Source organism: Rhodococcus sp. WS3, from assembly GCF_003797085.1.
Classification (GTDB): domain Bacteria; phylum Actinomycetota; class Actinomycetes; order Mycobacteriales; family Mycobacteriaceae; genus Rhodococcus_F; species Rhodococcus_F globerula.
Map to the genome: position 1 here is coordinate 1,792,195 of NZ_RKMA01000001.1, position 22,481 is coordinate 1,814,675.

The window sequence follows — 22,481 nt, forward strand, 5'->3', positions numbered from 1 at the left end:
CGTCCGATAACATAGGTAAGGCTGCCCTTCCAGGGGTGGTGTTGCACCCCGCCTAGACCCCGTCGGAGTACGTCTTGACAGCGCAGACCCACCTGGTCCCCGGGATCACCGTATTGATCTGCTGCTACACCCACGACCGTCTGGATCAGCTGTCCACCGGCATCCGCAGCGCCCAGGCGCAGCTTCGCCCGGACTCGGACGAACTGATTGTGATCGTGGACCACAACGACGCACTCCGCGCAGATCTGATTTCCGCCTTCCCGAGTGGCATCACCGTGATTCCGAACGCGGCGACTCGCGGCCTGTCCGGCGCCCGCAACACCGGTGTCGCGGCAGCGCGGACTGAGTTGGTCGCGTTCGTCGACGACGACGCGGTGCTCCGACCCGGGGCCCTGGACAGCGTTCGCAGCGCCTTCTCTGACGCTTCCGTTATCGCCGTCGGCGGTGCAGTACACGCCAAATGGGAAGCGGGAGCACCACCGTCGTGGTTCCCGGACGAATTCGGGTGGGTCGTGGGCTGCGACTACCGCGGGCTTGCCTCCGACGGCGCCGAGATCCGCAATCCGATCGGCGCCGCCATGGCTGTCCGCCGTGCCGAATTGCAGAAGATCGGCGGTTTCTCCGACCGTCTGGGCCGCGTCGGAACAGTGCCGGCCGGCTGCGAGGAAACCCTCATGGGAATTGAACTACGACAGCAATTCCCGGGATCCAAGGTTGTGCGGATCGAGGAGTTTGCCGTCGACCACTTTGTTCCCCGCACCCGTAGTACCCTGCGCTACTTCATCAGTCGCTGCCGCCACGAGGGCCGCTCCAAGGCTGTGCTGTCCGACATGGTGGGCGGCAAGGCCGGGCTCGCAGCCGAACGAAGTTTTGTCATTCGCACTCTGACCACCGGGGTTCTCCGCTATCTCCGCGGCGCGGTAACGGGCAACGGCATCAGCGCGGTGTCCCGGATTCTTGTCATGATCCTCGGATTGTTTGTCACCGCATCAGCCACTGCGGCCGCGGCCATTCGCCAAGGCCGTCGCACCACCAGCTCGGAAGTACAAGCGCCAGTGGAAAAACCGGCCGAAGCACCCGTCGCCGCCGACGAGTTGATCACCGTTGTGATTCCCACTGTCGGTCGCGATTCGTTGCTCAACACCGTGCGTACCGTGCTGGCGCAGGATCATCGCAATATCGAACTGCTGGTAGTCGACAACCGTCCCCACCGAAGTGAGGCCGCGCGGATTCTGGCCGACATCGACGACCCCCGCCTGTCGATCCTGGAACAGCCCATCCCCGGTGTCTCGGCGGCCCGAAACAAAGGACATCAGAGCGCCAGGGGCCGCATCGTCGCCTTCACCGACGACGACGCAGTCCCCGATCCCGGGTGGATCTCGGGCATTGTCACCAGCTTCCACGCCGACAACACCAGTTCAGTCGGAGTCGTGACCGGCCGGGTGCTCGGTACAGAATCCAACACCAGGGAGCAAGCCTGGTTCGAGGAAGCAAAGGTCTTCGACAAGGGTGAGGTTGCAACGCTCTGGGCGATGAACTCTCGCGAAGAGACTGCGCTCGGCACAGACGGCACACTCGGCGAGTACGGTCCCCACGGTCCGTTCTTCCCCTACACAGCGGGCGAGTGCGGATCGGGCAACAACATGGCGTTCCGATCGACTGCCCTGCACTCGATCGGCGGATTCGACGAGCGCCTCGGCACCGGCACCCCCACCCACGGCGGTGAGGACCTCGACGCTTTCCGCGCCGCACTCCTCGACGGTTGGGCTATTGCCTACAATCCGAACGCCGTTGTGCGGCACTACCACCGTGACAACATGCCGGAACTTCGGGTGCAAAGCTACGGCTACGGCACCGGCATGGCGGCATCGTTGACCAAGTTCGTCCTGTCTGGATCACCGCGACCGATCCTCACGCGCATCCCGCGGGGTGTCCACATGCTGATCTCGCCGACGTCGACGAAGAACATCGACTTCCCGTCCGATTGGCCTCTGCACCTACGAATCCTCGAAGCGCTGGGTTACCTTGCGGGTCCGGTCCTCTTCGTCCGTAGCCACCTGAATGCGCGCCGGGTCGGTGCCGGCCGATGAGCACCGAAATAGACACCGACACAGACATCATCAATCTCCGGCCGGGCAAGCCTGCATCACCGCTCCCCCACTACGGGTGGAATCCCCGCATCTGCCTGAGAATCGGCATGGCAGTTGCGGTTGCCATGTTCGTGCTCAACCTCGCCGTGGCTACCGACATCGCCGACTTCGTGCCCGCGCCGATCCGCCTGCTCATCGCGCTTGCCGGTATGACCCTGGTTCCCGGACTGCCCGTCGTTGTTGCGCTGCGCATTCCAGGCCGCGCGCTCTCGGCTGCCCTGATCGTGTCGGTGTCGTTGGCCGTCACCATCCTGGCCAGTCAACTGACGATGGTGGCCTCGTGGTGGAGTCCGCTGCGCACTCAGTTCATCTTGGCGCTCCTCGCACTCGCACTCTGCGCCGGCGCCTCGCGCACTGTGCCGTCTGACTTCCGACTGCCGAACGGCGAACGCCAGCGACTGCGCTATGTCGACCGCAGTCGGGCAATCGGTTTCGGTGCGCTACTGATCGCCCTGATCCTGTTCCTGGTCGCCGCTGCGAGGTTGGACATCGCGGCTGCCGGCCACTTCGGCATCATCACCGAAATCGGGCCGATCTACGTGCTCGGACTCCTAACGCTCTGCGGCACAATCGTGTACACCCTGCGTCGACGCCTGATCGACCACGTGTTGATGGCGGCAAACACCGTCATTCTGATTCTCTACACCACGATGCTCGTGCCGGTTGCCGCCGGCGAGACCACCGTGCCGGTCGCGTTTGTACATCGTGGTTTCATCAACATTCTTGCCCAGAGCGGCACCCTCCCGAACTCGATCGACGCACGATTCAGTTGGGCCGGATTCTTCTCCGCCGGGGCACATCTGATCACCGTCGCCGATGTTCCCGACGCGACCGTGCTACTTCTGTGGGCGCCGCTGTACATGGGTGCGCTACTGGCGTTTCCGCTGTACGCCATCGCGATTGCCATCACCGGCCGCGTTCGGCTCGCCTGGCTGGCGGTGGTGATCTACCAACTCTTCAACTGGTACCAGCAAGATTACTTCGCCCCGCAGGCTGTCGCGACGATCTTCTACACCACTATCCTGGCGACCCTGTTGTGGCAGCTTCGACGCTCACCACTTCCGGTAATCGGTTCCGGGATCGGCCGATTCATCGTCTCGGCGCCTCGGCGCACCCCCGGGTTCGTTCCCGGTTTCGATTCACTCCGCACACTCGCGGTGGGCGCGGTATTGCTGCTCCTCATCGTCGCCACCACCGTCAGTCACCAGATCACCCCGATCCTGGTCATCGTGGTCCTCGCATCATTCTCACTGTTCGGAGCAACGCGCTACCGGACCATGTGGCTGGCAGCGGGTCTGGTGTTCGCCGCATGGTTCAGCTACGGCGCCACCGACTTCTGGATCGGCCACCTCCAGTCGATCTTCAGCGAGATCGGGCAGGTCGGCAATTCCGTGGGCCGCGGCGTGGGCGAGCGCATCACCGGAGATCCGACGTACCAGCAGATGCAGTACCTGCGTATGGGTGCGTCCGGGATACTCGCGGTGGTGGCCTTTGCAGGTTGGGTGCTCTCACGCCACCGACGAACCTGGCTCGTGGCAGGAGCCGTTGCCGCAGCGCCGTTCTCGCTTGTCCTGCTGCAAAGCTACGGCGGCGAGATGATCATCCGTTGCTTCGTTCTCGCCTCCCCGGTCCTGGCTCCCTTTGCCGCCGTCGCCCTCGCGCATGCGGGCAACCAGATCCGCAAAGCACTCAACCCGGTCTCGTCGGCAAATCACACGCGGCCTCGCAAGACACGACCGTCCTACGGGGTTCGGGCGGCCGCTGCAACCTTGGCATTGGTCTCGCTGGGATTGCTCTTGACCACAAACCGCGGACTGAACACCGCATTCGAAGCGTCGACAACCGATCAGGTCACGGTATCGGACCAGTTCATCGCGGCGGTTCCGCCGTCTACGACGATCATGACGTGGAGCCACGCGTCTCACACGAACGGTGTGCGACGGACGCTGGACCCGCTCGGGCCGCGAATGATGTTCGTGGACAGCTACGACTGCGCCAACGACCTCAGCGGTTGCGCTCTGGCACGTAACCCCATGTACGTGTACGTCACGAGCCAGGGCATCGGAATGGCGTTGCTGCAGCAGGGCATGACACAGGAGTACCTCGACGCCGAACTGGCCGCTATCATCGACAGCGGCCTCTACGTCCCGATGATCGAAAAGCCGAGCATCACGATCCTTCGCCGGGTCGACGCACCCGCTATCGAATTCGAGTCCCCATGAGTGTTGCGATCTTCTTCTTCCTGGCCGCCGGCGTTCTCCTTGTCGCCGGTGTGATCCTGCGTGAACGTGAGGTTCCTGCCACCGGCAGCATCGGCCGCGGACACGCGGCCCAACTGATCAGCCTTGCGCTTGCCGTCTGTGTGATCACCGCTGCGACTCTGACTTTCGTGCGACTGATCGCAATGGCTGTATGAGCCGTCGACGGCGGCGCGCTGCCGGAACTATCGCGGCACTCGCCCTCATCGCGTCCTGTACCTCGTGCACGATCGCGACCGATTCGCCGGCCGAAAACCCGTGCGCGCCGGAATCCGCACCTGGTGGCGTGTCACTTCCTCGCGGTGACCTGCAAGGTTGGAAGCAGATCTTCAGCGATGATTTCGACGATTGTGATCTCGGTTCCGACTGGGGTACCTACAGCGGCCAGCCAGGCGGCAATCCGAACAGCACGTGGGATGCGTCGATGGTTCAGGTCGACGACGGTCTGCTCAACCTGAATTCGCAACGAACCGATTCGGGATGGATCACCGGCGGGGTGTCGAATTATCCGGTCACCCAGCAGTACGGGCGCTGGGAGATCCGCATGCGCGCCGACAACAGCGACGACATCTCGTACCACATGCTGCTCTGGCCACAGAACGAGAAGTGGCCACCGGAGATCGATTTCGCGGAAAGCGTCAGCGGCACCCGCGACGAGATGTCCGCCTTCCTGCACTGGGTCGACGACAAAGGCAGCAACGACAAAAAGGGTGTATCTTCGGGCGGAGATTTTTCCGAGTGGCACACCGTTGGGGTCGAGTGGGGACCTGGCATCGTCCGCTATCTGCTCGACGGCAAAGTCTGGGCCGAAGCACATTCGGAGACAATGGTTCCGGACGTCCCCATGTGGCTCGGCCTGCAAGCCGAGGCCGGAGCGTGTGAACGTCGTGAGGACTGGGGCATGACGCCGTGCTCCGACTTCTCGGAGCAGCGCCCGGACAACGTTGCCGTACAGGTGGACTGGGTCACTGTGTATGCGGCAGACTCCGACGCGTTGGAGAAGATGCAGAAATCCGGTTACTACGATCCGTCACCGGATGCCATTCAGTTCACAGACTGAGATTCACTCCGCATAACAAGAACAGCACGGGTAAGTGGCACAACAAGGATCACGGCAGACACAGACTCAGCCACGATGTACGCCCAGCCCAACGCGACAAGTCCGTGCTCGTCGATCAATGCCAGACTGAGTCCGAGAATCAGTGCCGCATTGCAGATCTGCACTGCCACGGCAAGCCGCAAGCGGCGACGCACTCGGGCAACCGCGGTGTACGCGGCCACTATGGTCGCGGGAATCAGCGCAAGTGCAGCAAGGCGGAGCAGCGGAGTTCCCTGCTCCGCGTATGGCTTACCGACAATCTCCAACATCACGGGCGCGATTACGGCAAACAGCAGAACACCGCTCAACGCGACAGCACCGAGTATCGCAAAGAATCGAAGGGTCAGACCGTACAGGCGCGTCGGATCACTACTTGCCGACGCGGCAACGTACGGCCCCAGCAGCATGGTCATCAAGACCAGTACGGCGGTGACCAGGGACCAGGAGATTGCAAAGTACGCGTTGGCGTCGGCACCCATTCGCGATACGACGATCAGCGGGAGCAGCAGTGGCGCAAGCGCACTGACCACGTAGATGCCGTAGGAACCGGCCAGGTAGTTACCGATCTCCCGCCGAGGCGGCAACTGCGACGCCGCGCTCTGGTAGTCGGGCGTGCGTAGCCGCCGGGCAACCATCACGCCCAGAACAAGTGCGGCGATCAGCGCCGGGACCGTCCACGTCCAGATGATGGCGAGGTGTGAAGCGGTAAACGCCAATGCTGCGGCAAGCACCAGCTTCACAATCGCGTGCGCGACGTTCTTCCCTGCGGCCCAACCGGCTTCGCGGAACGCCACCGCGGTGTGGTCGAGCATGGCAAACGTGGAGAACACAACCACAACCACTGGGAAAAGCCAGTACTCGAACGGATGGAGGAACATCTCCGACGTCGGGCCAAGCAGCAGGAATCCGCCGCCCAGGAGAAGACCGCCCACCGCACCGACGGCAAATCCCGCCCCGACAAGCGACTTGGAGCGCTGCCCGGCAAGCGGAAGAAAACGTTCGAAGAGTCCACCGATACCGAAGTTGCCAAAAGCGGAGAGCATGGTTGCCGTGGTGATCACCGCCGCGGCAGCACCGACCTCACGCGCCGGGTAGAGGCGTCCGAGAATCGCCCAGTAGACAAGACCCACAACACCGGTCAAGAGCGCTGAAACGGTGAGCGCCAGACTGTTTCGTTCGAGGCTGTGGCCTTCAGCACTGGGACCTTCCGTGCTGAGACCCTCCGTGCTGGGGTCACCTGCGATTGCCGCCTCCGGCGATACGACGGTGTCGCCGGAGGGGGCGGTCACAGCGTCAGTTCGCGGACGTCAGCCTGTGCGGTCTTCTTCTGGATGGTCTTGGTCTCGCGCCAGTGCTGCCATTCCTGACCGATGGTGCGCAGCACTCGCATGCCGTCGCTGTAGGCGTTGAGGTTGCTGCGTCCGTGGATCCGGGGACCCTCGAAGCTGCCGACCTCGACGATGTTGAGGCCGCTCGTCGCAAGACGGACGTTGATGACGGTTTCGATCTCGAAACCGTCGCCCCACTGCGCGCGCTGGTACTCGACCGGCGCCAGTTCGAGCAGCGGGATGTGCTTGCGCCAGAAGGCGTTGTAGCCGTAGCAGAGATCGGAGAACTTTGTTCGGAAGATGAGGTTGACCAAGCCGTTGAGGCCCTTGTTACCGACGTTGCGCAATCCGGTGATGTCGGAACTTCCACCGCGGCCGACAAATCGGCTTCCCTTGGCGAGGTCGGCCCCGCCGACCAGTGCCTCGACGAAGAAGGGAATCTCAGCTGGGTCGGTCGAACCGTCGGCGTCGATGGTGACGATGATGTCGCCGGTCGATGCCTCGAATCCACAGGCCAGGGCGTTGCCCTTACCAGAACGGGTCTGCACGACAAATGTTGCATCCGGCCACAATTCACGCGCCACAGCTACGGTGTCGTCAGTGGAATGTCCGTCGACGAAGACGATCTGATCGATATCCGTAGGCATCCGCGACGCAACGAACGGCAAATTTTTTGCCTCGTTCATGGCCGGGACGATGACGGAGACGGTCGGACGGTTCCCGCCCTTACCGGATGCCGGTTCGGACGGTGTCGCTCCGGTGATGTCGGCAGCCGGGCCACCTGTCGGTATCGAAGTACTCACGACGATCGTCTCCACTCATATTGACAGTCCGATGCCTGGAGAATGTGTTGGCCACTGGCTCACACCCAGACAATGTCCCTCTCCAAGAACTGGATTCGGGAGGTCATGCAGTTCGTCGAACTGCATGCCTTAGAGTAGAAGATAGGCAAGCCTTAGCAAAGCCCTAGAGGCCTTGTGTGTCGACAGTCACATAATATCCAGTGGCCGAGGTGCGGGTGATCCGGTATTGCAACAACGAATACGCTCGAAGACAAACAAAGGAACTTACACGTGCACACTCAGGTTGCGATCATCGGTGCCGGACCCGCCGGACTGACTCTCGCCGCTCTGCTTCACCGACAGGGTATTTCCTCCATCGTCCTCGAACGTCACGACCGCACATACATCGAGACACGAACCCGAGCGGGAATCCTCGAGCAACCCACCGTCGATCTCATGCACGAAATCGGCGTGGGTGACGGAATCACTCGCGAAGGCATGGTGCACAACGGGTTCTATGTTCGGTTCGACCGAACCACACATCATCTCGACTTCACCAGGCTCGTCGGCGGCCACGCCACCGTCTATCCGCAGCAGAAGCTGGTTGCCGACCTCGTTGCGGACCGGGTCGGGGGCGGCGAGCCTCTACTCTTCGAGGCCTCGGTACGTTCGATCGACACCAGCACCGACGGCGCCCGCCTGCAGGTCCAGACACCAGAGGGACTGCTCGAGATCACCGCGGACTTCGTCGCCGGCTGCGACGGATTCCACGGGGTGAGCCGCGCACACCTTCCCGCAGACTCGGTCCGAGAGTTCGAGAGGACCTATCCCGTTGCGTGGCTGGGCATCCTGGCGCACACCACCCCCACCACCCCCGAGGGCATGTACTGCGCGCATGAGAACGGCATCTCGGTGCACAGCATGCGCGGGCCGAACATCACCCGCCAGTACCTGCAGGTTCCCGCGGACACCGACCTGGGCGACTGGTCTGACGAACGCATCTGGGACGAACTGACACTCCGCAGCGCCAGTGACGATTTCCCGGTACTCGAGCGCGGCGAGATCTTCGACAAATCACTGGCCCCGTTGCGCTCGTACGTGTGCGAAACCATGCAACACGGAAGGCTTTTCCTACTCGGCGACGCCGCCCACATTGTTCCCCCCACCGGCGCAAAGGGTCTCAATCTTGCAGTGTCCGACGCAGTCACGCTGTCCTATGCACTCGGTGCGTTTTACCTGACCGGCGGCAGTGAGCACCTCGACGCATACTCGAGCACCTGCCTTCCACGTATCTGGAAGGCACAGCACTTCTCCGCAATGCTTACCGAAACACTGCACTCGCTGTCCGCAGATCCATTGGATTGGCAGCTGCGACGCGCTCGCCTGACCAGGTGGGTGGAGTCGGAGCACGAGCAGTCCGCGCTGGGCGAGGTCTACCTGGGCCTGCCATTCCCCAGTCCCTGGCAGTATCCGGCATAACAGCAGTTACCGGATCAGGTATTTCAGAATCGAGCCGGTCGCGGAAGTTCGGGCAACCGGATGCCGAACTCCGCGGCCAGTACGGCAAGTGCTTCGTCGCCGTCCAGGTCGCGGGCGCTGCGTAGCGCCCCGTCCGTGACGGCTAGCTGGTACTGCTCGTCAGGCCTGCAGGAGAGTGTCTTTCGCACACTGCCCTCGGTCAGGGAGCACACGATTCCGCTGGTGAAGCGGGCCAGCGGGGAGGTGCTGTGCCACCACGCCATTGCCGCGAAATCTGCGAGTGGCCTCGTGGTCGCGTCCGTCAGGTACGACGCGCCGGAAGGAAAGCGCACGTCCCATCCGGCGACTGCGCCGGCGTCGACCTGGTGCACTATCGCGTCGCCGCCGAACCCGACGTCGACTAGCCACGTCTCGCCTGCGAAGCCGACAACGATTGCGACGTGGCCTAGTGGAAGCCCCGGCCCGTTCGGAGTGACGACGGCTGCGCCGACCAACTGTGCGTCGAATCCGACGGTGCGGAGAGCGCGGGCGAGCAGGCCGTTGAGTTCGTAGCAGATTCCACCTCGCTCACGCCGGAGCAGCTTCTCCTCGATCGCAGCTACCGAGACCTCGACCGGGCGTTTGCGGTGAATGTCGAGATTCTCGAACGGGATTCGGGACAACTGAGCGTCGGCGATGCGTCGCAACAAGGACGCGTCGACGGGACTCGTCAGGCTATCGTCGGGCAATGCGACCCTGCGGAGATAAGAGTGCATTTCCGCACTCGACATCACGTCGGCGTCGCGGCGCATATGACGCATTTGAGGTGCTACCGACGGTGTTTGTGGTGTAGATCGCAGTACTGCCTCTACCCCGATGAAATCCATTTGTGTAGCCTACCCTAATATTGCGGAGGCACTCGAGAACGTCAGCCGCACGTTCGATGCCCGATTGGAGAACCTCGGTGTTCACATCACCCAACTATGCGAAGTCGCAGTCCTCGGGCGGTAAGTCCATCCGACTCTCCCGGATCAGCGACTACGCTACCGGGCGCACTCTCGTCGTCCCGCTGGATCACTCGGTCACCGTCGGTCCACTCGGCATGGCCGACCACGCCAACTCGTTGGTCCACACTCTTGCGCAGGCCGGAACCAATGCCGTAGTTCTCCATCGCGGCCGCGCCAAACACGTCGACCCTGCCCACTTCGCGCGTATGGGATTGATAGTCCATCTCTCAGCGGGAACGACCCGAAGCATGGACCTCGACTCGAAGGTTCTTGTCGGCGGCGTCGAGGACGCGCTACGCATCGGCGCCGACGCGGTCAGCGTGCACGTCAATATCGGATCGTCCACCGAACGCGAGCAACTCCAGGATTTCGGCAAGGTCTCCCACGAATGCGAAACACTCGGAGTTCCCTTGCTGGCCATGATGTATGCGCGCGGCCCCCTACGTGGTGATCTCCCGTCGGACGCGGCGGAACTGAAGCACCTGGCGGCTATCGCTACCGATCTCGGTGCAGACCTGGTCAAGCTCGACTACAGCGGCACCCCCGAATCCATGCGTGAGGTTGCCGAGTCCTGCCCGCTGCCCATCTGCGTCGCGGGCGGCCCGCCCCTCGAAGACGTCGACGCGCACGCACTCGCGCTCGGCGCCGAAATACTGAGCTCAGGTGTTGCCGGGTTGAGCTTCGGCCGTAATGTATTCGAGGCACGCAATCCGTACGCGGTGGCCTCTGCACTGGCCCGGATGATGCACTCCCCACAGGAATCGGCATCCCGGTCCGAACTCGAGATTGCCTGATCTTCAGTTTTCACCACCTCGCACGCACGCGCGCTTGTTCAACCAACGAAGGGAACGTGTCCAACTATGGACAGCACTATCGTCACCGACCAGATCCTCCCGGCGACGGGGGCCGGCACGGACAGTCGACGGACACCGATCAGCCGCGAAGGCCACTTCGCCTGGCTCGACGTCCGTTCGGTCGAGCAGAGCTTGCTGCCGGCAATTGTGCAAGCCGCATTGCACCATCGCATCGACGGCATCCTCTCGGACAAGATCGAGACCTTCGACGGCCTTCCCCCCACCGTGCGCCGCATCCTGAGCGTCGACGCTCCACTGGCAGAGGACTTCCCGTACGACGGAGTTGACCTCGTCGTGGTCGCCGACCGCGCGGACGCGTTGTCCCCCAACATCGGCCACACCCCTGACCGCGGCGTCCACGTTGTCGTTTCCGACGCACCGACCCTGCAGCTGGCGTGCGAGGTTGTCCGTGAGGTGCCGTGGACGCTCCTCACGTTCACCGACCCGACCAAGATCCCCCTCGAGATCGTCATCGCCGCAGCCGAGAACTCCGGCGGACGCACGGTCACCACGGTTACCGACGTCGAAGACGCCGAAATCGTGAAGCTGGTCCTCGAGCACGGCTCCGACGGACTCCTGCTCGCACCTCGTAGCGCCGACGACGTCGTCCGCATCGCGCGCATCGTCGATCACCAGATCGAGTCGATGGAGCTCTCCGAGCTTGTCGTCACGAAGGTCGAGCACATCGGCATGGGCGATCGTGCCTGCATCGACACCTGCTCGTTGCTCGAGAAGGACGAAGGCTGCCTGATCGGTTCGTTCTCCACCGGAATGTTCCTCTCCTGCAGCGAGACCCACCCGCTGCCGTACATGCCGACGCGTCCCTTCCGCTGGAACGCCGGCGCGGTGCACTCCTACGTCCTCGCTCCGGACAACCGCACGCGCTACGTGAGCGAACTTCAGGCCGGCCAGCCGATCCTCGCAGTCCGCTCCGACGGCAGTGTTCGCGAAGTACGCATCGGCCGCGTCAAGATCGAGAAGCGCCCGCTGATCTCGATCACCGCAGTTGCCCCGAACGGCAAGAACGTCAACGTCATTGCGCAGGACGATTGGCACGTGCGCCTGCTCGGACCCGGTGGCAGCGTCAACAACGTCACCGAACTGGAACCGGGCGACAAGCTGCTCGGCTACGTTCCCACCGAGGCGCGCCACGTCGGCCTGCCGATCACCGAATTCTGCGACGAGCGCTAGGAAAGATGTCCGTTCCCGAGATCCTCTGGTACATCGGAGCAAACGACGGAGAGGTGCCGTGGGATCCGCGGCACCGATTCGAGCCGTCGTTTTCCGCTCTGCGTGAGCAGGCGCGCACTCTCGACCGACTCGGCTACTACGGCGCGTTGACAACGGCCCGCGAGCCGATTTCGCTTGTCGCAGATACCGAACGGCTGCGCTTTGTCGTACCCGAGTATCCCGGAGTCAAACCGCCGGCGCTGCTTGCCGAGGAGGCACAGGTCTTCGATCAGTACTCCGGCGGCCGGTTGATCTACAACCAGGTCAACGGAGCCGATCCGGTGTTGGCGCGGTACGGACGATTTCACTCCAAGGACGAACGCTACGGCGTGTCCGAGGAGTACTGGCCGCTGTTCAAGCGACTCTATCTCGATGAGGCGCAGGCGTTCTCGGGTGAGCACTTCGAGCTCGGTCCGCGATACAAGCCGGCCATCGCCGGACCCCGTCAGCCTGACGGGGTTCCGGTCTGGGGTACCGGGGCCTCCCCTGCCGGAATCTCGCACGCGGCAGAGGTTCTCGACGCCTACCTCATGTTCATGAGCCCGGCTGAAGCGATGTCGACGCTGTTCACGAAGGTCAGGGCAGCAGCATCCGACAAGGGCCGCGAACTGAAGTTCGGAGTATTGGCCAGCGTCATCGTCCGGGAAACGGAAGAGGAGGCCTGGGAGCGGTTCGAATGGCAGCTGTCCCAGACCTCACCGGAATCGGTGCTCAGCACCGCAGACCGCAATCTGACCAGCTTCGGGTTCCCACCGTTGGCGGAACTCACCTCCGACGACGCACAGGTGCAGGCCCGGATCGACGCTCTGCGAGCCGGCCGCCTGCCCACCCGATCGGAACTCGAGTTTGCCCCGAACATGGCTGCCGGACTGACCACGTGGTCCGGCGCCGAACCACCATTCGACGTCGCCGGTAAGGGCACCGGCAATTACCTCGTGGGCAGTGCCGACAACGTGGCCGCGCGCATGCTCGAGATGAGCGAACGGGTGGGCATCGACATCTGGATCCTGTCCGGGTGGCCACTCATCCGCGAGGCCGAAATCACGGCCGAACTGCTTTTCCCCAGGCTCGGCGTGACAGCTGCGTTCGGAGCAACTGCCGGTGTCTGATATTTCGACATTCGAGTCTTTCCTCGCTCCTCGTGGACACGAACCGTTCCCGGTGCCGTGGTCCTCGGTGCGGGAACGGTTCGAATCCGTTGCAACCGCAGTGCCTGACAACATCGCGGTGGTCTGCCGCGGTAGCAGTCTGAGCTATCGGGAGCTCCACTCGCTTGCAGATGCCCACGCTCGGGCCTTGGTGGGTCATCTCGGTAGCGATCGACGCCCCGTTGCGCTCGACACCACCTGCAGCCTCGACTGCGTCGTCGCGCTTGTCTCCGTGCTTCTCTCGGGACATCCGCTGGTGCTGCTCGACTCGCAACTGCCCGAGGATCGGCGCCACAACATTCTCACGCGCTCGGGTGCTGCTCGCATTTCCCCGGCCGAGTTGGCTGCATTGCCCCGACATCGCGAACAGCCACTGCCCGCTGTCAGCGAGAGCGACTGCGCAGTACTGCTTTTCACATCCGGTTCCACCGGTACACCGAAGGCAGTCCGCCAGGGCCACCGACTGTGGCTCAACCAGGCGGCGGATTTTCACGCCACGCTCGGCATCGGTTCGGGCGATCGGCTGGGAATGGCGTTGCCGATCAGCTTCGGCGGCGGACTCGACGTCGTGTTCAGCGCACTACTCAACGGTGGCGAACTGCATTTTCTCGATCCCCGCGAAGTAGGTATCGAGGAAGTCCCGCAGTGGATTTCGAGCCACATGCTGACCACGCTGCACGCCACCCCCTCACTGCTGCGCGCAGTCATGAAGGTGTGCGCCGGCACCGCCACACTGACCGGTCTCCGCTTGGTCACCACGTGCGGTGAGGCAGTGCACGGCGACGACGTGGCCAGGCTTCGCACCTTGCTCAGTCCGGCTGCGTCGTACTGCAATCTGTCGGGTTCCTCCGAGACCGGCAATCTCGCGTTCAACGAATTCCCCCCTGGCCGCGACGTTCCCGACCGGGTACTTCCCGTCGGCGTTGTGGCCGCCAACAAAGTGGTGCGGTTGCTCGGCCCAGACGGCGCCGATGTGGCGCCGGGTGAGGTCGGCGAAATCGTCGTCGAATCGCCCTATCTTTCCGAAGGTTATTTTGTCGAGCGAGACGGCACCGCTACGGCAGAGATCACGAAGTTCGGCTGGGCAGCAGACGGCACACGATCGTTCCGGATGGGCGATCTGGGCCGATTCGACCAGCACGGACTGCTGCATCTGGTCGGCCGGAGCGACGACGCTGTCAAGGTGCGCGGCTACCTGGTTGAGCCGTCGGAAGTGGAGTCGGCACTGCGACGCCTACCTGCTGTCGAAGATGCCGTTGTGCTGGCTCGGCAAACAGACTCAGGCGCCGTGCTGGTCGGATACGTTGCCGTAGATCCCGCTACACGCGCGCCGTCTGCGGCAGACTTGCGACGAGATCTTCGAAAGACTCTGCCTGACTGGATGATTCCTGCCAATCTGATGCTGCTTCCGGCGCTACCGCGCAACGAACGCGGCAAGGTGGACCGCGGCGCTCTTCCAGCGCCCTCCCCCAGGCCCGCCGTAATTCCCCCCGCCGTGGGTGTCGAGTCCGAACTGGCAGGACTGTGGTCCGAGATCCTCGGGATCGAGCAGATCGGCCGTGACGACGACTTCGTCTCTCTCGGGGGCGATTCCCTGCAGACTCAGCAGATGCTCACCCGTGCCGGCCAGAAGTTCGGCGCCGAACTGTCGTCGGCAACCTTGGCCAACTTCCCCACCCTGCACCAGTTTTCCGCACATCTCGAGCAGGCCGCTACAGGTACGACGCTGCGCACCCGTGTGCTGGTGCCGTTGCAGACCGGCGGCACCGGAGACCCGTTATTCGCCTTTGCCGGAGCAGGTTCCACCGCGCTGGCCTTGCTGCCACTGGCGAGGGAACTCGGACCTCAATGGACGGTGCACGGTCTCCAGGCCCACGGACTCGAAGGCCGCGGATTCCCCGATTGGACGGTGCGCTCAGCAGCGAAGCGCTACCTGCGCGAGATCCGCCAGGTACAACCGCACGGCCCGTACACCTTTGTCGGTCACTCACTCGGTGGTGTGATCGCAATGGATGTCGCGCGTCTACTCGAAGCCGAGGGCGAAACCGTCAACGCGGTGATCTGCCTCGACACGATCCTGAGTGGACCACTGGGTTCGGGAATTCTCGATCTGTCTCGCAGTGAGCCGGATTCGGCTGAACAGTCGATCCCTTTGTCCGAACCTGCTCCCACCGATCGTCGCACGCTGTGGAAGACTCGCGCCATGTTACTCACGGCGGGACTGTGGCAGTACCCGGCGCAGACGCAGTGGGATCTATTCCACGATCTGGGTCGACGCGTCGCGCTCATGCACCGTTTGAGGCCGTGGGACGGCGCAGTATCGGTTGTCATGGCAGAAGACAACCCGGATGACCCCGCGTGGTGGACTCGAGTTGCACCCCACGTTGTTTCGGTGGAGCGTGTCTCCGGCGATCATGTCGGCATGCTCCGGCCGCCGTATGTCGCGCACACTGCCGCACTCGTGCGCGAGGCGCTGAAGTGAGCTTCCGGGCCGCAGTTCTGGTCATCGCGCATCACCAGCCAGAAGTCTTTGCCGCACTCGTTGATTCACTGCGCCACCCGTCTATCGACGTCTATGTCCACATCGACGCCAAAGCCGATCTCGCATCGTTCGAGGCCGTGGTGCCGGAAAGTGACGGGGTGACCTATCTGCGCGACCGTCGCTCCGTGAACTGGGGCGGGCTGAGCGTCGTGCACGTGATTCTTCGATTGATCGAGCACGCGCGATCCTCCCGCAACGAGTATCAGCGGTACGCCCTGTTATCGGGTTCCGATCTGATGATCGCGCCGATCGAGGAAGTGCTTGCGGCCTGGCAGAGTTCCACCGAGTTCATCCGAGTTGACTGGCGGCTGACCGGCCCCGGTGCGCAGCGCGCCCATCTGGTGGACCGTCGACACTTTCCGGACGACAGGTCCCCGCTTCGCGCGCGACTGTCCGGGCGCATTCCGCGGAAGGTGGATCCGACTATCGAGCTGTACCAGGGATCAACGTGGTGGGCACTGACCGCCGGCGCAGTGGATCAGGTCACCGGATTCATCGCGGAACATCCGCGATGGCTCGACTTCCATCGGCACACACTGTGTTCCGACGAGATAGTTTTCCATTCGATCCTCAAAGCCGCGCCGCACGCGCGTCGGATCGTTCAGGACGTGGAGCAGTGCGCCGACGTCGACAAGTTCATCGCCGACCCGGTACATGCGCTTCATCACATCGACTGGTCTGATCGAACTGCGCTGAGCCCGCGGGTACTCGGAATCGACGACGAACCGACACTGCGTGCGTCACGGGCACTGTTCGCCCGCAAGGTCGACACGACCTCGACGGCGCTGATCGACGCTTTTGCCGTGAACTCGGATTCTCTCCGATGAGCCGCTTGCCGACCCGTCGCCTGAGCGCTGGACTCGAGTCCAATGCCGCGGCGCTGATGCTCTCGTCCGTGGCAACAGGTGCACTCGGCCTCGTGTATTGGGCAGTGGCAGAACGCTTCTTCAGCACGGCAGAAGTCGGTCGCGCGTCGGCGGTCATCAGCACGGCAACCATGCTCGCATCGGTGTCCTGCCTGTCGCTCGGCGGTGCATACCAACGTTTCCTTCCCGTCGCCGGACGCGCCTCGACGCGTCTGGTCCTGGGCGGGCTGGCACTGACAGCCACCGTGGCCGTTCTTCTCGGTTGCGGTTTCCTGCTGGTCAATCCGACCAACGAACGCCTCTTCACCAACACGACCGAGCGCGTCGCCTTCCCGATGTTGGTGATGACACTGGCGATCTACGCTCTGACCGACCCGATCCTGACGGGTCTGCGGCTGGCGAAGAGTGTTGCGGCCAAGAACATTGCACTGTCGGTACTCAAGATCGTTCCGATCGTTGCACTGGCAGGCACCGGATCTACCCTGGCCCTCACCGGGTCTTGGGGCGTGCTGGCGTTTGGCGTCACCGCGGTTGCGCTGGTTCACATTCTGCGCACCGGTGTGCGCGGACGAACGACAATCGCGCCTGATCTGCCACCGGTGCGCGAACTGTGGGCATTCCAAGGCGTCTTCTTCACGATGACGCTTGTGCTCACGGTGACTCCCCTTGTGCTGCCACTGATCGTGGTGTCGCAGTTGGGCACCGAACAGAACGCCTATTTCAACGTGGCCTGGACCATGTGCTCGGCAGTGGGATTACTGCGTAGCGGAGTCGGTTCGTCGTTCATCGTCGAAGCCTCCTCCCCCGATGCCGACCGGAAAGCCCTGCTGAGGCGGTTGTTGCGAATGCTCGCGGTGGTGACCGCGGTATCTGCTGCGGGGCTGGCGATCGGTGGACCACTGGTTTTGTACGTGATCAGTCCCGACTACTTCCACGCGGCAACAACACTCGTCCTCGTGATGGCGCTCGATTCGATAGCCGGAGCTGTTGTCGTGGTCTATTTCCTTCTCTCCCAGATCTTGCGACGACTCCGGCTCATGTTGGCGGTCCAGTGCGTCATCGTCGTCACCACGGTGTCGCTGGCACTGGTCTTGATTCCCCGGCTGGGCCTGATCGGGGCCGGACTGGCAACGCTGAGTGCTCAGTTGGTCGCCATAGCAGTGATCGCGGTGCCACTGCGCCGTGCGGTCGTCGACTTCTCGGCTACCCCGGGGGTCGCGGCATCCGACCTTCACGAACTCGATGCTCCGGAACCTGACGTGCTGGATTCTGCAAGAACCTAGTGCGCTGCTCGCACTTTCGCGAGCGTCTCGACTATTTTTCGTCCGGTGAACCGGACGGTCTCGACGCCCGGGCGTCGTATCACCACAGAGGCAGCCGGGCGCGCGATGTCCGCCAACGCCCGCACCGCCGCCACGGGCAACGGCCCCGCCGGTACCTGCGGCCACAGCAGCGCAGTCAGCGCCTCGTCCGAAAGCGGCCGGACGCCAATCGACTCCGCGTACTCGCGAGCGATCCGCTGGTGCGCAATCCGCTGCTGCGACCCGTGCACGGCACTGACCTGGTGGGGGTAGATCCGGTACTCGTATCCGATCATCGCCACGTTGGCGAGACGACCGAACTCCGAGAGTTCCGCGAACATCCGGTAGTCCTCCGCGTGAGCGAACTCGGTCCGGAACTCGAGACCACTGCGGTCCAGGATGGGCTTGCGGATCATGACCGATGCGCCGCAGTGACAACTGCCGACCAACAACCTCTGCCGGCAGGCCGCATCCGAACGCGGCATCCGAACCCTGCCCGACATTGCCCCGAACAGTTCGTAATCGGTACCGCACGACACTATCGACGGATCAGCCGTCAACACTGCCAATTGGGCGGACAACCGGCCGACACCCATCCTGTCGTCGGCGTCCATCCGCGCCAGGAACTGCCCCCGCGCTTCCGCGAGACCTCGGTTCAGAGCACCGACCAGTCCGGTGTTGTCTTGGCGCACCACTCGCAGTCGCGGATCGGACACCGACGCGAGCACCGCGCCAGTGTTGTCGGTGGACCCGTCGTCGATCACGAGTAGTTCGAAGTCACGGAAATCCTGTGTAAGAACCGAATCCAGCGCCTCGCGCAGGTAGGGCCCGGCGTTGTAGGCGGGGATCAGGACGGTGACCAGCGGTGCGCTCATCGGTGCCCTCATCGGTGCCTCAGAATCGCGGAGTACAGGCCTGGGGTGTACTTCACCATCACCGCGAACACAGCCTCGCGGCGGTGACCGGTGCGTACCAACGGAATCACGTCGTCCGTCGAAATCGACCGACGCACACGGGTAATCGCTTCGTCGTAGAGTTCGGGCCGTGTCGGCGACGCGTGGCGGGCGCGCATGGCCACGTGAGCCACGGACGTCAGCACCTCGCGGTAGCGGAAGGCACGTATTTCGTTGCCCCACTGTGTGCTCAGAGAATGGTCGCCCAGTGCACTGTCGATGTCGCGTTCGACTTTGAACAAGTCCAGCGTACGCGGGGTGAGTGAGGTACTGATCGAGCCCTCACGGTAGAGATACCGGTACAACGGCTCCTCAACCAGGGCAACTCGCTCGGCAGCCAACGACATTCGCAACACGGGCGCCATGTCCTCGTACCCCTGCCCCTCGTCCCATGGGCGCTCCCCCAGTAACTCGCGGCGGAAGAGTTTGGTGCATGCGTAGGCTTTTGCGTCCCCGAGAATGAGGCGTCGCGCAAACTCTCTGCCAGACACCACCATCGCGTCGAACGGCGCCTCGTCGATCTGGATTGCCGTACCGGATTCGTCGACGCGAGTTGTTCTGGTGCAGGCGAAGTCGGCCGACGCAGTGATCAATGCCGACTCGAGTCGCTCGACAAAATCGGGTGCCGCCTCGTCGTCGCTGTCGAGAAACCAGACGAGATCCTCGGTCACAGCACTCAGGCCGGAATTGCGTGCGCGCCCCAACCCCTCATTGCGCTCGTGAACCACGGAGGTGAAATCGACTCCGCGCGAACGTAGATAGGACTCCGCGCGTGCCATGGACTCGTCCCCACCGCGATCGTCCACCAGAACGATCTGCGTAATCGGACGAGTCTGCTCGAGCACCGAACGAAGGCAATTCTCCACGTACGGCAAGCACCGATACACCGGCACAACCACACTCACACCGGCAGGGTTACGGTTCACCGATCACTCAGGTCTCTCGATAGAAAACACCAACAGAAAGTTAGGATAACCTAGGTTCCGTCAAAATGGGGTGTCACCGTCGCCACCAGACCATGGTGATCCGAACCCTCGATCTCGATCCGCTCGAAGTGCGTCACTGTCGCCCTGTTCGTCACGATGTGGTCGATCCCGATCAACGCCGGATACCACGTGTCGGCGGGGAAAGTCATCACAAACCCCGCGCCCGTCTGCTCTGCGGCATCGGTAAAACCGTCCGTCAGGATCGCACGAAAACGGCTGTGCGAGTATGTCGAATTGAAGTCGCCGCCAACAATCATCGGCTTGCCGTCGGCCGCCTGCTCGTGCAGCAATCCGTTCAACTTGCCCATCTCCGACGCCCACATCCAGGCAGGGGACGGATAAGGCGGCATCGGGTGCACAGAGGCCACCGTCACGCTGCGGCCGTCACCGATATCCGCTGTTGCCACGAGATTGGACATCGCGAAGCGGCCCAACGACTCCTGCTCCGTGAGCGGGAACCGACTGTAGATTCCGGTACCACCGCCGCCGTCCTTCGGCTCGACGAACCGGTACGGAAGCAATGCAGCCAGACCATGCGTGTCCAACTGCTGCACCGCTGAGTCCGTCAGTTCCTGAATGGTGAGTACGTCGATCGAGTGCGAGCGAACCTGATCCACCAACGCATCCGGATCGGCCTCGCCCAGGCGGATATTCGCCTGCATCACCCGGATTCCCTCTCCGGCAACCGTGTCCGGCGTGTTCGAGACAAACAGCGGCGCCTGGGTGAACGCCCCCGCCAACACAACTGCAACCCCAACCGCGAGAGTCCGCCAGGATCGTGTTGCTGCCAGTACGAACAGACCCAACAGACCGACACCGAGCATCAGCGGAACAAACGACGACGCGATGATCAACGTGTTGGACTCAGGCCCGACATAGAACACAATCACGCCCAGCGCTGCCACACCGACGGCGGCCGCTCCGGCGAGATATACCGCCCGCCGAACTATCCGGCGGCCGCCGGTCACGGAACTCGTGGTGGACGCTGGGTCGACCTCGCCGCTATTCGGCACCCATTACCTCGAGCCAGGCACCCACCTGCGGGTCCGATGCCAGATCCACGAAATCGATTGCCGCTCCCTCGAATCGCCAGCGCTCGACCAACGACATCAACCGCACCGAATCCAGGCCAAGGTCGATCAGGCTCACGTCTTCGGTCAGCTCGTCAACGGGGAGATCGAGGACCTCGGCAAGATCGGAGATGATGCGATCGCGGGTGAATGCAGTGGTCATCGGTGTTCCTTTTCGAGTTCTGTTTCAAGGTCTGGTGTTTGCAGATCTGGGGTCCCGCCGGTTACTCGCCGTAGTGACCCGAGCACCACCGTCGACAGTAAAGCGACGCCGCCGAGGGTCAGGCTGTAAACGACAACAGCCGTCGACGGCAGGAAGGCTGCTCCGAATGCGCCGGCAATCAATGCACCGACCGAGAGTCCGGCAACTTCCTGTGCCGCCCACAATCCGTTGACTCGCCCCAGCAGTGCTGTCGGCGTGTGGGTCTGGATGATCGAATACCGGAGCACTTCCTGAACGGAGGTGACGGCACCCACCACGACCAGCAGGAGAACAGCCACTACCAGTCCTGTGGCCAATCCGACCAGGGCTTGCACGGCAAACGCCGCTACCAGTGCCGTCATCAGCACTCGGCCCGGATGTGCAAGGCGGCCAAGCCAACCGCTGGTGACGGTGGCCAGCACCGCACCGATGGCGCCGGCGGCGTACAACATGCCCACCGCGCGCGAGTCACCCGTGAATCGTTCGTCGACGAACCCGGGAACCAGAACCAGGACCCCGCTGCCGAGCATCGCGATCACACCAACTGCCATGACACCGCCTACCACGCGGTGCCCGAAGATGAAGCCCGTCACGGACACCGGCGGTTCGCCGTGCCCGGACTCGTGGTCGTGCTCGTGCCCGGGTGGCATCATGGACGGCAAGCCCGAGAGCAGCACGATCGTGATCACGGTTCCGGCGGCCGCAACCCAGTAGTTCCAGGCCACCGACGTTGCCGCGATCAACAATCCGCCGAGTGCCGGGGAAATCACGGCGCCCGCCCGCGCACTGAGCACGTTGAGCGCGCCGACACCCACCAATTGGTCCTTGGGGATCAGACTGGGGATGACGGCAAAGAGCGCTGCGATACTGATCGAACCGATCAGCCCGTTGACAACGGCAAGCACAAAGATTGCCACCGTCGACGGATTCTCGAGCATCGCGTTGAGAGCCAAACCGACAAACGTCAATCCGGATACTGTGCGCGCAAACAGAATCAGGGTCTTCCGGTCGTATTTGTCGGCAAGTATTCCGCCGACCACCATGCCGCCGATGGACGCACCGCCTTCGACGGCTGCCACGAGACCGACCATGAAGGACGATTCCGTGAGCGCATACATCTGGATCGGCACACCGACCATCAGCATCCCGATACCGAAGATCGAGATGGTACGTGCAATGAAAACTCTCCGGAACGGCGCGCTTTCGCGCAACGGCCGTAGGTCGAGTAGCACTCCGCGTTCGCTCAT

Annotated in this window: 19 protein-coding genes; 11 read left to right on the forward strand and 8 right to left on the reverse strand. The window is 63.1% G+C overall.

The window, feature by feature from the left end; genetic code table 11:
• The first annotated feature begins 74 nt into the window (after positions 1-74).
• The 4 genes from EEB13_RS08140 to EEB13_RS08155 are packed head-to-tail and all read left to right on the forward strand — an operon-like array spanning position 75 to position 5,468.
• Positions 75-2,090 (forward strand): glycosyltransferase family 2 protein, encoded by a 2,016-nt coding sequence (locus EEB13_RS08140; protein WP_261984471.1) that lies wholly within the window; start codon positions 75-77, stop codon positions 2,088-2,090.
• A complete protein-coding gene (locus EEB13_RS08145; protein ID WP_261984472.1) occupies positions 2,087-4,372 on the forward strand; it encodes a hypothetical protein in 2,286 nt (761 codons plus the stop codon). Before EEB13_RS08140 ends, EEB13_RS08145 begins: the two co-directional genes overlap by 4 nt.
• A complete protein-coding gene (locus EEB13_RS08150) occupies positions 4,369-4,566 on the forward strand; it encodes a hypothetical protein (RefSeq protein ID WP_033231638.1) in 198 nt (65 codons plus the stop codon). Before EEB13_RS08145 ends, EEB13_RS08150 begins: the two co-directional genes overlap by 4 nt.
• On the forward strand, positions 4,563-5,468 hold the full coding sequence (locus EEB13_RS08155) for a family 16 glycosylhydrolase (protein WP_141485013.1): 906 nt from the start codon (positions 4,563-4,565) through the stop codon (positions 5,466-5,468). Before EEB13_RS08150 ends, EEB13_RS08155 begins: the two co-directional genes overlap by 4 nt.
• Here the strand turns inward: EEB13_RS08155 and EEB13_RS08160 are convergent.
• Both EEB13_RS08160 and EEB13_RS08165 read right to left on the reverse strand, forming a co-directional pair.
• Positions 5,453-6,796, reverse strand: a complete 1,344-nt coding sequence (locus EEB13_RS08160; protein WP_261984473.1) for a lipopolysaccharide biosynthesis protein — start codon at positions 6,794-6,796, stop codon at positions 5,453-5,455. The genes EEB13_RS08155 and EEB13_RS08160 overlap by 16 nt on opposite strands.
• On the reverse strand, positions 6,793-7,599 hold the full coding sequence (locus EEB13_RS08165; protein ID WP_230590013.1) for a glycosyltransferase family 2 protein: 807 nt from the start codon (positions 7,597-7,599) through the stop codon (positions 6,793-6,795). The genes EEB13_RS08160 and EEB13_RS08165 overlap by 4 nt, the downstream gene beginning before the upstream one ends.
• Positions 7,600-7,908: 309 nt before the next feature.
• Between EEB13_RS08165 and EEB13_RS08170 the strand changes: the two genes are divergently transcribed.
• The gene (locus EEB13_RS08170) at positions 7,909-9,096 is read left to right on the forward strand and encodes a 4-hydroxybenzoate 3-monooxygenase (protein ID WP_141485014.1); all 1,188 of its coding nucleotides are present in this window, start codon (positions 7,909-7,911) and stop codon (positions 9,094-9,096) included.
• Positions 9,097-9,119: 23 nt separating this feature from the next.
• Here the strand turns inward: EEB13_RS08170 and EEB13_RS08175 are convergent, their stop codons facing one another.
• A complete protein-coding gene (locus EEB13_RS08175; protein WP_141485015.1) occupies positions 9,120-9,962 on the reverse strand; it encodes an arylamine N-acetyltransferase family protein in 843 nt (280 codons plus the stop codon).
• Positions 9,963-10,039: 77 nt separating this feature from the next.
• On the opposite strand from EEB13_RS08175, the gene EEB13_RS08180 reads away from it, so the two are divergent.
• From EEB13_RS08180 to EEB13_RS08205, 6 genes are all read left to right on the forward strand, one after another.
• Positions 10,040-10,876, forward strand: coding sequence for a 2-amino-3,7-dideoxy-D-threo-hept-6-ulosonate synthase (locus tag EEB13_RS08180; RefSeq protein ID WP_033231827.1), 837 nt, complete (start codon positions 10,040-10,042; stop codon positions 10,874-10,876).
• 66 nt (positions 10,877-10,942) lie between these two features.
• A complete protein-coding gene (locus EEB13_RS08185; protein WP_033231641.1) occupies positions 10,943-12,127 on the forward strand; it encodes a 3-dehydroquinate synthase II family protein in 1,185 nt (394 codons plus the stop codon).
• A 5-nt stretch (positions 12,128-12,132) separates the two neighbouring features.
• On the forward strand, positions 12,133-13,275 hold the full coding sequence (locus EEB13_RS08190) for an LLM class flavin-dependent oxidoreductase (protein WP_116103552.1): 1,143 nt from the start codon (positions 12,133-12,135) through the stop codon (positions 13,273-13,275).
• On the forward strand, positions 13,268-15,796 hold the full coding sequence (locus tag EEB13_RS08195; RefSeq protein ID WP_141485016.1) for a non-ribosomal peptide synthetase: 2,529 nt from the start codon (positions 13,268-13,270) through the stop codon (positions 15,794-15,796). Before EEB13_RS08190 ends, EEB13_RS08195 begins: the two co-directional genes overlap by 8 nt.
• Positions 15,793-16,683 carry a beta-1,6-N-acetylglucosaminyltransferase gene (locus EEB13_RS08200; RefSeq protein ID WP_187328514.1) on the forward strand — a complete coding sequence of 297 codons (891 nt, stop codon included), beginning with the start codon at positions 15,793-15,795 and terminating at the stop codon, positions 16,681-16,683. The genes EEB13_RS08195 and EEB13_RS08200 overlap by 4 nt, the downstream gene beginning before the upstream one ends.
• Positions 16,680-18,005, forward strand: coding sequence for a lipopolysaccharide biosynthesis protein (locus EEB13_RS08205; protein ID WP_187328515.1), 1,326 nt, complete (start codon positions 16,680-16,682; stop codon positions 18,003-18,005). The genes EEB13_RS08200 and EEB13_RS08205 overlap by 4 nt, the downstream gene beginning before the upstream one ends.
• Here the strand turns inward: EEB13_RS08205 and EEB13_RS08210 are convergent.
• The 5 genes from EEB13_RS08210 to entS all read right to left on the reverse strand — a co-directional run bounded on the left by EEB13_RS08210 (position 18,002) and on the right by entS (position 22,481).
• The gene (locus tag EEB13_RS08210; RefSeq protein ID WP_141485018.1) at positions 18,002-18,898 is read right to left on the reverse strand and encodes a glycosyltransferase family 2 protein; all 897 of its coding nucleotides are present in this window, start codon (positions 18,896-18,898) and stop codon (positions 18,002-18,004) included. The genes EEB13_RS08205 and EEB13_RS08210 overlap by 4 nt on opposite strands.
• A gap of 8 nt (positions 18,899-18,906) precedes the next feature.
• The gene (locus EEB13_RS08215; RefSeq protein WP_141485019.1) at positions 18,907-19,881 is read right to left on the reverse strand and encodes a glycosyltransferase family 2 protein; all 975 of its coding nucleotides are present in this window, start codon (positions 19,879-19,881) and stop codon (positions 18,907-18,909) included.
• A 71-nt stretch (positions 19,882-19,952) separates the two neighbouring features.
• Positions 19,953-20,975: an endonuclease/exonuclease/phosphatase family protein gene (locus EEB13_RS08220; RefSeq protein WP_245006109.1), complete on the reverse strand. Its 1,023-nt coding sequence runs from the start codon at positions 20,973-20,975 to the stop codon at positions 19,953-19,955.
• Positions 20,965-21,195, reverse strand: coding sequence for a phosphopantetheine-binding protein (locus EEB13_RS08225; protein ID WP_095886977.1), 231 nt, complete (start codon positions 21,193-21,195; stop codon positions 20,965-20,967). Before EEB13_RS08225 ends, EEB13_RS08220 begins: the two co-directional genes overlap by 11 nt.
• Positions 21,192-22,481 carry an enterobactin transporter EntS gene (entS, locus tag EEB13_RS08230; protein WP_141485020.1) on the reverse strand — a complete coding sequence of 430 codons (1,290 nt, stop codon included), beginning with the start codon at positions 22,479-22,481 and terminating at the stop codon, positions 21,192-21,194. Before entS ends, EEB13_RS08225 begins: the two co-directional genes overlap by 4 nt.

Excerpts from the sequence above, each read along its gene's own strand:
- EEB13_RS08145 (WP_261984472.1), top strand. The coding sequence starts at position 2,087 with ATGAGCACCGAAATAGACACCGACACAGACATCATCAATCTCCGGCCG.
- EEB13_RS08150 (WP_033231638.1), top strand. The coding sequence starts at position 4,369 with ATGAGTGTTGCGATCTTCTTCTTCCTGGCCGCCGGCGTTCTCCTTGTC.
- EEB13_RS08155 (WP_141485013.1), top strand. The coding sequence starts at position 4,563 with ATGAGCCGTCGACGGCGGCGCGCTGCCGGAACTATCGCGGCACTCGCC.
- EEB13_RS08175 (WP_141485015.1), bottom strand. The coding sequence starts at position 9,962 with ATGGATTTCATCGGGGTAGAGGCAGTACTGCGATCTACACCACAAACA.
- EEB13_RS08185 (WP_033231641.1), top strand. The coding sequence starts at position 10,943 with ATGGACAGCACTATCGTCACCGACCAGATCCTCCCGGCGACGGGGGCC.
- EEB13_RS08190 (WP_116103552.1), top strand. The coding sequence starts at position 12,133 with ATGTCCGTTCCCGAGATCCTCTGGTACATCGGAGCAAACGACGGAGAG.
- EEB13_RS08205 (WP_187328515.1), top strand. The coding sequence starts at position 16,680 with ATGAGCCGCTTGCCGACCCGTCGCCTGAGCGCTGGACTCGAGTCCAAT.
- EEB13_RS08210 (WP_141485018.1), bottom strand. The coding sequence starts at position 18,898 with ATGAGCGCACCGCTGGTCACCGTCCTGATCCCCGCCTACAACGCCGGG.
- EEB13_RS08225 (WP_095886977.1), bottom strand. The coding sequence starts at position 21,195 with ATGACCACTGCATTCACCCGCGATCGCATCATCTCCGATCTTGCCGAG.
- entS (WP_141485020.1), bottom strand. The coding sequence starts at position 22,481 with ATGAGCGAACGCGGAGTGCTACTCGACCTACGGCCGTTGCGCGAAAGC.